The organism is Defluviitalea phaphyphila (assembly GCF_001466305.1).
In the GTDB taxonomy this organism is placed as follows: domain Bacteria; phylum Bacillota; class Clostridia; order Lachnospirales; family Defluviitaleaceae; genus Defluviitalea_A; species Defluviitalea_A phaphyphila.
Genome location: NZ_JWID01000032.1, coordinates 1 through 9,479, shown reverse-complemented (window position 1 = coordinate 9,479; position 9,479 = coordinate 1). Strand labels below are relative to the sequence as shown.

At 26.3% G+C, this 9,479-nt stretch carries 9 protein-coding genes and 4 pseudogenes; 10 read left to right on the top strand and 3 right to left on the bottom strand.

Annotated elements, in window-relative coordinates; all coding sequences use genetic code 11:
- Positions 1 to 93 precede the first annotated feature (93 nt).
- Positions 94 to 531 (top strand): tyrosine-type recombinase/integrase, encoded by a 438-nt coding sequence (locus OM90_RS11350; RefSeq protein ID WP_058486991.1) that lies wholly within the window; start codon positions 94 to 96, stop codon positions 529 to 531.
- 261 nt (positions 532 to 792) lie between these two features.
- Positions 793 to 1,369 (top strand): annotated as a pseudogene (locus tag OM90_RS11345) (IS3 family transposase); the annotation flags it as partial.
- A gap of 208 nt (positions 1,370 to 1,577) precedes the next feature.
- Here the strand turns inward: OM90_RS11345 and OM90_RS11340 are convergent.
- A pseudogene (locus tag OM90_RS11340) lies at positions 1,578 to 2,734 on the bottom strand (IS3 family transposase).
- A 180-nt stretch (positions 2,735 to 2,914) separates the two neighbouring features.
- Here OM90_RS11340 and OM90_RS13255 point away from each other — a divergent pair.
- From OM90_RS13255 to OM90_RS11315, 5 genes are all read left to right on the top strand, one after another.
- On the top strand, positions 2,915 to 3,157 hold the full coding sequence (locus OM90_RS13255) for a replication initiation protein (RefSeq protein ID WP_058486989.1): 243 nt from the start codon (positions 2,915 to 2,917) through the stop codon (positions 3,155 to 3,157).
- A 70-nt stretch (positions 3,158 to 3,227) separates the two neighbouring features.
- Positions 3,228 to 3,326 carry a hypothetical protein gene (locus tag OM90_RS13565; protein WP_408605922.1) on the top strand — a complete coding sequence of 33 codons (99 nt, stop codon included), beginning with the start codon at positions 3,228 to 3,230 and terminating at the stop codon, positions 3,324 to 3,326.
- A 113-nt stretch (positions 3,327 to 3,439) separates the two neighbouring features.
- Entirely contained in the window at positions 3,440 to 4,099 is a 660-nt protein-coding gene (locus OM90_RS13335; protein WP_058486988.1) for an MFS transporter, read from the top strand.
- Positions 4,050 to 4,649 carry an MFS transporter gene (locus OM90_RS13330; protein ID WP_058486987.1) on the top strand — a complete coding sequence of 200 codons (600 nt, stop codon included), beginning with the start codon at positions 4,050 to 4,052 and terminating at the stop codon, positions 4,647 to 4,649. Before OM90_RS13335 ends, OM90_RS13330 begins: the two co-directional genes overlap by 50 nt.
- A gap of 32 nt (positions 4,650 to 4,681) precedes the next feature.
- On the top strand, positions 4,682 to 5,266 hold the full coding sequence (locus tag OM90_RS11315; protein ID WP_058486986.1) for an HD domain-containing protein: 585 nt from the start codon (positions 4,682 to 4,684) through the stop codon (positions 5,264 to 5,266).
- Between the two features lie 63 nt (positions 5,267 to 5,329).
- Here the strand turns inward: OM90_RS11315 and OM90_RS11310 are convergent.
- Positions 5,330 to 6,307, bottom strand: a pseudogene (locus OM90_RS11310) (IS3 family transposase).
- Positions 6,308 to 6,673: 366 nt separating this feature from the next.
- Here OM90_RS11310 and OM90_RS11300 point away from each other — a divergent pair.
- A complete protein-coding gene (locus tag OM90_RS11300) occupies positions 6,674 to 6,976 on the top strand; it encodes a hypothetical protein (RefSeq protein ID WP_058486984.1) in 303 nt (100 codons plus the stop codon).
- Positions 6,966 to 7,403 (top strand): hypothetical protein, encoded by a 438-nt coding sequence (locus OM90_RS11295; protein WP_058486983.1) that lies wholly within the window; start codon positions 6,966 to 6,968, stop codon positions 7,401 to 7,403. Before OM90_RS11300 ends, OM90_RS11295 begins: the two co-directional genes overlap by 11 nt.
- 223 nt (positions 7,404 to 7,626) lie before the next feature.
- Here OM90_RS11295 and OM90_RS12445 read toward each other — a convergent pair.
- Positions 7,627 to 8,086: pseudogene (locus OM90_RS12445) on the bottom strand (IS1 family transposase); the annotation flags it as partial.
- A gap of 120 nt (positions 8,087 to 8,206) precedes the next feature.
- Between OM90_RS12445 and OM90_RS11290 the strand changes: the two are divergent.
- The gene (locus tag OM90_RS11290; protein ID WP_202813801.1) at positions 8,207 to 8,569 is read left to right on the top strand and encodes a RasGEF domain-containing protein; all 363 of its coding nucleotides are present in this window, start codon (positions 8,207 to 8,209) and stop codon (positions 8,567 to 8,569) included.
- Positions 8,570 to 9,479: the final 910 nt, after the last annotated feature.

The following is a 9,479-nucleotide window of genomic DNA, read 5'->3' as shown; positions in this document are numbered from 1 at the left end:
ATGAAAACATTTCATAGGGTTATTTTATAATTCCTCTAGGGGAATTTTCAATTATTATACTAGGGTAATTTTAGATTATCATAAACAACTGGTATGCGAGTATCAGAAATGCTTTCATTAGATATATCTGTTATTGGCAAAACAGAAATACCGATTAAAGGTAAAAAAGACAAATATAGAAACGTATTAATACCTGATAAACTTATATCTATTCTAAAAGAATATTTAAAAGTAAGAATAGCAAGACCTAATATAGATAAACTATTCACTAACAAAAATGGAAATCCTCTTAGTAGAAAGTATGTTGATGTTATAATTAAAGACTATGGTAAAGCAGCTAAAATTAATATAAGAAAGCTACATGCCCATGCATTTCGACATAGAACAGCTATTAATCTTTTAGAGTTAGGATATAATTTGTTTTATGTGGCAGAACTTCTTGGACATAGTGACATTAATACAACTAGAATATATGCAAGAAAAACCAAAGGTGAATTATTAAAAGCAATTAATAGTTTAGAATTGATATAAATGGACAGTTATTGAAACGTTTTTCATTCGTTAAAGTACTATTATTTCACATAGTCTATTTTTTGATTAAATGTTGTGTTATAATATATCTAAGGTGTGGGAGGAATAATCCTCCCTGGGTTATTTGTGATTACGCGTGCGATATCTTCGCATTATGTAATCACTTTTTTCTTTATGTCTAAGTTTCTAATCTCTATATGTCTCTCTTTTTTTATATTATAATAGGTTGTTGAATAACTAAAATTTCCATTTAAAGTTTGTATCGAAAGATACAATAAAATAGAATCTTTTGATATAAAAGATAATCGTACTGAAGTAGAAAAAGAGCTAATAGCTTTAAGAAAAAGACTTAAAGAGCTTGAAATGGAAATGATATTTTAAAGCAAGCGGCACTAATACTAGAACAAAAATAGATTTAATTATAGCCAATAAGGGCAGATACAGTATTAGTGCTATGTGTAGAATACTTAAGATATCTAGAAGTTTAGTATATGAAGCTTTTTTAAATTGTAAATATCCATTAGATAAAATTAGTATATTTCATACAGATAGAGGAAATGAATTTAACAATAAATTAATAGAAGAAGTAATTCAAACTTTTGATATTAAAAGATCATTAAGTAAAAAAGGATGTCCATATGACAATGCAGTAGCTGAAAGCTTATATCATATTATTAAAACTGAATTTATTAGAAAAAGAAGGTTTGATAGCTTAGCCAGTTTAGAAAATGAATTATTTGATTATGTGAACTGGTATAACAATATAAGGATTCATGGTTCATTAGATTATATGACTCCTATTGAATACAGAAAGTTAAAATCTAGTTATAACACTTGATATTTATGTTAGGTTGATTTTTTACCTAACATAAATATCAAGTATAAGAGGTTTTTAAAAAATATTGTTGTTCGGTAAAAAAATGTCTAAAAAAGTGTTGACAGATCACAGTCTAACCCTCATTCGTTTATGAGACATTCAAGTTTTGGCTATAGTTTAATTTCACATGATTATGATGGACATGCAATGGTCAAGCATTTTTGTAACACTATGACTTAATTTTTCTATAACGAGCTTCAAAAGGTGTTAATCCTTTATTAAAAGTATGAGGTCTAACATGGTTATACCACACATAAGCAAAATTATTTATTGCTTCATTCAATTCTTTGTCATTGTGATAATAGTGATGATATATTAGTTCATTTTTTAATGTATTATAATAGCGTTTCATGGGAGCATTATCATAGGAACAGCCTGCTTTGCTTATACTTTGAATAATGCTCATAGACTTGCAAAAATCAGTAAAAGCTTTGGAAGTATATTACGAGCCTTGATCGCTGTGTAAGATTAATCCAGTAGTAAATTTTGGCTGTGAGGTAATTGCTTTCTTTAATGTGTTTATCGCTAATGTACTGATCATTTCCTTACCGTTCAATCTAGCAACAACAGAACTATCGTAAAGATCAATAATAGAACAATTGTAACATTTTTATCCATTTGTCAAGAATAAATATGTGAAGTCAGTACACCATACACGATTAGGCCTATCTGATGTAAAGTTCTGTTTTAGAAGATTTGGAAAAACTTTAGGGGCATGTCCTTTAATATATCCGGGTTTTCTCCTTTTAACGATTGAAGTAAGGCCAAGTTCTTTGTTCATGTATTTATGCACGGTAGTCTTGCTCATAATAATCTTTTTTCTTGCTAAAAACATCTGCATGCTACGATGTCCAAGTTTTCCTGCTGTATCGTGATATATTTTTTGGATTTCATTGCAGATTTTCTGTTTTTGTGTATAATAAGTAGACTTTCTATCTTTTAGAAAGTTATAATAAGCATTTGGTGAAAGATTGAATTTTATTAGAAACCATCTTAGACCGAATGTTTTATGGTTATTCTTAATAAATCGATAAACCATTAATCGATTTCCTTCGCAAAGAATGCCGCTGCTTTTTTTAAGAACTGATTCTCCTTTTGAAGCTCTTCAAGCTGCTTACGAAGTTTGCGATTTTCCAACATATAATCATGTTCTTCTTTAATTTATTGGTTTGTTTGGCATTCTTCACGATAAGATCTAATCAATATAGAAATACTTGCTCTAGATACTTGATATTCTTTGGATAAGCTTTGGATTATGCATCCTTCTTCTAGATGAAGTCGAATAATATTCTTTTTGAATTCAGGTTCATAATTTTTTATTTTAATTACCTCTTTTCTTAATAGTTATTATATCTATTAGGTCGAGGTGTTACAATTTTATTATACCACTACAATATGGGGGAAGAATAATTATTTTTTTCCTACAGTAACTTGACACTATCTGAATATGAATAAAAGTTTACATACACTTATTAATATGTTAATATATTCATAACAAGTGATTATGTGGACAACAATTATTGGATAACAAGATCTAATTTTTTTATTATTGATAGTAGTTATAATTTAACTATTGAAGAACAAAAAGTTATATTTACACTTGTAAGTATGGTTCAACCTAATGATGAAGAATTTAAGTGTTATTATTTTAAAATATATAATTTTATGAAGTTATTAGGAATTAATACTAAAATCAAATATACTTCAACACCAAAAATAATAAAAAATCTTATAAAAAAAAGTATTTGAAATAGTAGAATGGAATACATTAATATAAGTTACTTGGTTGAATAGTGCAAAATATGAAAAATGATCAGGAATTGTTACATTAAAATTTAGTTCTAATCTAAAACCATATATACTTAATCTTAATAAATTATATACTATTTATAAATTAATCTCTGTACTAGTTAATTAAAATTGATGAATAATATATCCACCAAAAAAGTTTAAAAAATCTCTATACATACATATTATTTATAAATGATTGGATTAATTATATAAATGCTAATTTTTAATTTTGGAGGATTTATGGATAAGAGTATAAGAAAAAATTTTTGCTTTTTGGCATTGGGAAACATAATATCAAAGTTAGGAAATATAACTTTTGATTATATTAACAATATGTGGTTTGTTAATAATTTTTTTAGTAAATCTATATTTCTAGCAATATATCAGTCTTCAGATACTGTAGTTAGTATTATCTTCAACATTTTTGGAGGAGCTTTGGCGGATAAAAGTAATAAGAAGAAAATATTAATTATTACAGATTTAATAAGTGCTATAATATGCTTTTTATTAGGCATATTAACAAAAAATAAAAACTTGGCTTATTTTCTGATATTCGGCAATATTGTATTATCAATTCTTTCATCTTTTAATTATCCAACATATAAATCAATAGCGTTAAATACTTTAACTCAGAATATTACAAATACTTTCAACTCAGTTTTGAATATATCAGGAGAATTTATACGTATTATTGGTCCAATTTTTTCTATTTTTCTATTTAATTCAATAGGAATCAAAGCAGCAATGATTTTGAATTGTATATCATTTTTATTATCTGCTTTACTTGAGATGAAACTTATTATTATTAAAGAATTTAATGAATCAAGACTTGTAGGAAAAAAATTTTTCGATGATGATAATAACTATAAAAGAAGGTTTTTTATATTTACGAGAACATAGAGAAGTAGCACTTATTATAACTGTTTCAGCTTTTGTAAATTTTTTTTTAGCTGGGTATAATCTTTTCATACCTTATACTAATATTATTATGATTGGTATTGTTAAAGATATGTATGGTAAGCTTTTAATAGCAGAAGCTATTGGTGGAATTCTTGGTTCATTTATAAATATTAGATGCAAGAAAGATATAACAATCAGTTACTTACTATATTTATTAGGTGTATCTGGCACTTGTTTGGCATTTTTTTCAATAACTTTATCATATTTTAAATTAGTTTTCATATTATTATTACCTATTGTATTATTTAATATATTTTTAACTATGTTTAATATCAGATTAATTTCATTTATACAACAAACTGTAGAAATAGAATATGCTGGGAGAGTTTTTAGCATTGTATTTACTGTTGCTCTCTTATTTATGCCATTAGGTTCTATTTTATTTTCAACTATAATTAATCAATTTGCTATCGAAAATTATTTAATAATAGGATCTTCAATTACTTTACTTGCAATAATATTTGAAATGATTAAAAAATATGCATTATAGTTCTAATATATATAAATGAAAGGAATAGAAAAATGAAAATCCCTACAAAGAGAATTGCATTAGAATATTTAGAAGATGCTTATAAGAATAATCCAGGTAATTGGAAACAGCATTCATTAATGGTTGCTGAATGTGCAAAAAGTATTGCAGAACTATGTGGATTAGATTCAGAAGTTGCTTACATTATGGGAATTCTTCATGATATAGGAAGAAGAGAAGGGGTAACGGAGATGCGCCATATTTATGATGGATATAAATTTTTACAATCTAAAGGATATACTGATGTTGCTAGAATTTGTTTAACCCATTCATTCCCAGTAAAAATATTAAAAAGTTATAGTGGAAAAATAGATTGTACTGATGCTGAGATTAAGTTTATTGATAACTATTTAGAATCTATTTGCTATAATGAATACGACAAATTAATACAATTATGCGATGCTATTGGAGCTTATGATGGAGTATGTTGTATTGAAAAAAGACTAATTGATGTCGCAATAAGGAATGGAGTTAATGAATATTCAATAGAAAAGTGGAAATCATTCTTAAAATTAAAAAATTACTTTGATAAAAAGTGTTATACAAATATATATAGTTTGTTTAAAATAAAGTTATAGTTTGCTTTAGAAATAGATTATGGACCTATGTCAATATAGTAGACACATTTTCTTGAATAAATTTTATGCAACACTCTTAAATTTATCTTCCCACTCTTGGGGAGTAATATAGCCTAGAGAGCTATGTATGCTTTCTCTATTATACCAAGACTCTATATATTCAAATGTTGTAAGTCTGGCAACATCAAAATCAAAATATTTAACTAGGTTAACTTCCTCTTTCTTCAATACTGAGTGAAAGGATTCTATACATGCATTATCTAAGGCCTTTATAGCCAATGTAGTATCTATGTTTTTAGCCAACTATCTTCCTACTATTAAGATCCATAACAGAAGCAAGATAGCACCAACCATCTTTAATTGTATGAATATAGGTAATATCGGTTACCCATTTTTGATTGATTCCAGTTGTAGAGAAATCTCTATTTATTATATTTTCTCTACTTTTAACTTTATTTTTTGATGGATATGGTCTAAACTTCTTACATATTATTGATTTTATACCTAGCTTGTTCATAAGTCTTTGAGTTATTTTAAGACTTATGAATACACCATTAGCCCTTAATTTTTCATATATCTTAGGAGCTCCATACCTAGATTTACTAGCTTTATATATATTCAGAATTTCATTTTCTAGAAATCAATCTTCAATGCTCCTTTTACTTTCTTTTTTATTGAGATGCTTATAATATGAGCTTCTAGTAACCTTTAAAACTTTACACAGTAGTTTAATATCATGAATATGTTTATTGTCAGTAATGAACTTATATATTGAGCTTACTTCTTTGCAAATATGGCCAAGGCTTTTTTTAATATTTCATTCTCTTCTTCAATTCTAGCCATCTTCTTAAGCATGGCTTCATAATCAGCCTGCGTAATTGTTTTGTTATTATTCACTGCTATGGGTTTAGCCTTCTTTACCCATGTTAATATTGTAGATTTTGGTAGGCCATATTCACTATTAAGCTCAGCTAGTATTTTACCTGAATTATAAAGCTCTAGTATAGTATTTTTATATTCTTCTGTATATCTTTTTGGCATTCTAGACACTTCCTTCCTTTACTATATTTTATAGCATTCGGAAAACCGTGTCTACAATATTATACTAACACCATTATTATACGCAAAAACAGAAAATCTGCAATGAAATCCAGAAAATATATCACGATACAGCAGACAAATTTGGACATCGTAGCATGCAGATATTTTTAGCAAGAAAAAAGATTATTATAAGCAAGACTACCGTGCATAAATACATGAACAAAGAACTTGAGCTTACTTCAATCATTAAAAGGATTTCAATATACTTCCCATGTTAGACCTCATACTTTCAAGTAATATTTGGATTTTTTAATTGATATATGGTAACAAGAATTATATAATAGTTATAATTCTTGTAGTGATGGAATGAGTAAAGCTGGAGTAAAAACAGTTAAAGATATTTTGGACGGAGCAATTGCCGGAAGAGTAACAAAGGGCAAAACTATTCAGTATGTAAAATCGAGTGATTTTAGTCGAACTATTAATGAATTTGATTCTCTTAATCCATTAAAAGTAAAGAAAATAAATATTGCCTATGGTCAAGGCAAAACAGATACTTTACCTGATGGGAAAACAGTAACTGTAGGACCAGGTAGTACTGATGGTCGTCCTACTTTAGAAATAAGAAAACCAAATGGAAGGGGAATAGAAATCAGATATGGAGAATAGAAGCATAAATATGCAAGAAAATTGGATTAAATGGAATCCAGCTAAAATACCAGAAGGAGAGTTTATTGTCACGGATTTTGTTCAAAATCAAGATGGAACTAAATTTGTTTTGAATGATGGTAATAGTATTGTGGAGATATTATTTGATGGGATACCTCCTATTATTAGGATTTCTGTTGAAGGGATAAGGATGAGAACTTGGGGAGAGATTCAACAAAAATATAACGATAAATTCTTTTTTAGAAATTGGTTTTTGTATAAGGTGGAAAATTCAAAATTATCTAAATGGGCTGAGGAAGAAAGTTGTGGTTTTTATGTTTCTGAGCAATTAACTAACTACTGCATAGTAACAAGCGAAGAAATAATAGATATTTTATCAACTTTTGAGCCAAAAATATTTGTTAAGTCAATGAAAAGTGTTGAGTAATTTATTTATTCAACTGTACAACAATGAGATAGCGAATGATAACAGCCTTTATTAATAAAGTGAGTTTAAAATCTAATATGATTTTATAATGTGGGGCACACAGTTTTAACTGATGTGGCCTTTCTATTTTATACAATATAGTCAAGGTGAATAGATAATTTATTAAGAGCTGAATAAGCTTTAAAACAAGATTATTAAAAAGAGAAGCAAACTTTTTACACTAATTACTAATAGTAGTATGAGATACTTTTATATTATTAATAACTCTAAGAATTAAAGAAATATTTCTAAAAGAATTTTTGCCAAGATAAAACATAGAAAGTGCAGTAATAATAGTATGAACATGATATCGCATATGAGAAAATCTGATTTACCAATAAGCTTTGACATAGAAGCAGGTAAAATATAATTATGTTTAGGAACAAACATAGAATGATTACATTTTTTATCGCCACAACAATAATTAGAGTAATAATCGTAATCATGATGAAGGAAAGTAGCTTTACCACATACAGGAAACGAGGATAATTTTTAGTTTGTCTTTTAGAAGGTTTAAAAGGTGTAAATTGATGATTGCAGTTACGGCAAAGATATTTTTGATAATCATCTTTATTTTTGCCATAACGATAAAATGAATGATTATTGTTGCATTTTGGACATTTTACTGATACAATTTTTTGTATGATGACTTCATTTTTATGGGAGGTATAGATTTTTTTGGGAAAAAACATTGTACCACAGAGGGTTTGGAGTCCTCAATTTTCATTTAAGTTTACAAAACGTAATAAATAGGAGGGAGTATTATGATGAAAGAGCAAAAAGTATTATTTAAAAGATTAAAAGATATTAAAGATTATTGGGTTGATAGTTCAGTTAAAAGATTAAATGAGCAGGGAGATTTAGTTCCATCTGAATGTGAAAAAGAATATAAGGTATTAAAAACATTGTTAAAAACAGAAGAAAGTAAAATTGCATATAGAAAAATTATGAATAATACTATAGAAGGAGTAATTCACTCTATTTTAGTGATGTTAGATGGTGGGGATGAATTAACTGATAAATTTAATATTGATATTATAAATGCAGATACAAAAAAATCTCTAAAAGAAAATATTGCTTTACATGAAGAGTTTTTTGGATATTTATTAGATGTTGAAGAAAATTAATAAGTCTTTGTTAATAGTTAATATAGAATTAAGGCTAATATTGGTTTTGATTATATATAAAATTCTTTTGTTTATATACATAATTAATAAATATAATATAGTTTTTTGAAAAGTAACTAATTATTATAAGTTAATATCAATAATTTAACTAATAAAGAAAAATTTGTTTAAAAAATTTATAAGGATGCTGTGACTGTATATATAATATATTTAAAAAGTTATATTTATAGAAATATTGTTATTTAATAAAGAATATTGATTTATATATGACAATCAATGGTTACATTTCTAAAACAAAAATATAAAAAATCTAAATACTTTAATAATAGGTGTATTTGTCAATTGAAAATTCCCCTAAAATATAACTGAAAAATCCCCTAGGGGAGTAAAAAAATTATTGATTGAGTCTGTAAATAATTTTGTGCTTTAGACTAAATTTGATTTCTATCTGACAACAATTACTAAAGCTTAAAGTTAATAATTATATATATGTTTATTAATATAATTGCTAAAGTTATAAGATAATATTTGTAAAATCTTATAATTTTAGTAATAATTATTATAATGAAGGAGTATGTCTTTATATTGTAGTAAGAATAGCCTTTATTTAGACTCTTTGTCAATAGTTGAGGTTAGATTATTTAAAATCTTACTCCATTATTGATTTTAAGCTTATTTTAATATAGAAATCATATTACGCAATCTTCTAAAGTTTTTTAACCTAAAAGATATACGTTTTAAAATCTTTGGTATATTTTTTATTATAGATAAAAAAAGATAAAGGAATTAATGTAACAAGAACGGATTACCGTTATATAAAAAAGAAGGTGCTACTATAGAATTATGGGAAAGGTGGTTTAATAAATGAAGTATGGGGAAAATAGCTTATTAGTTGAAGAAGTAATAAAAG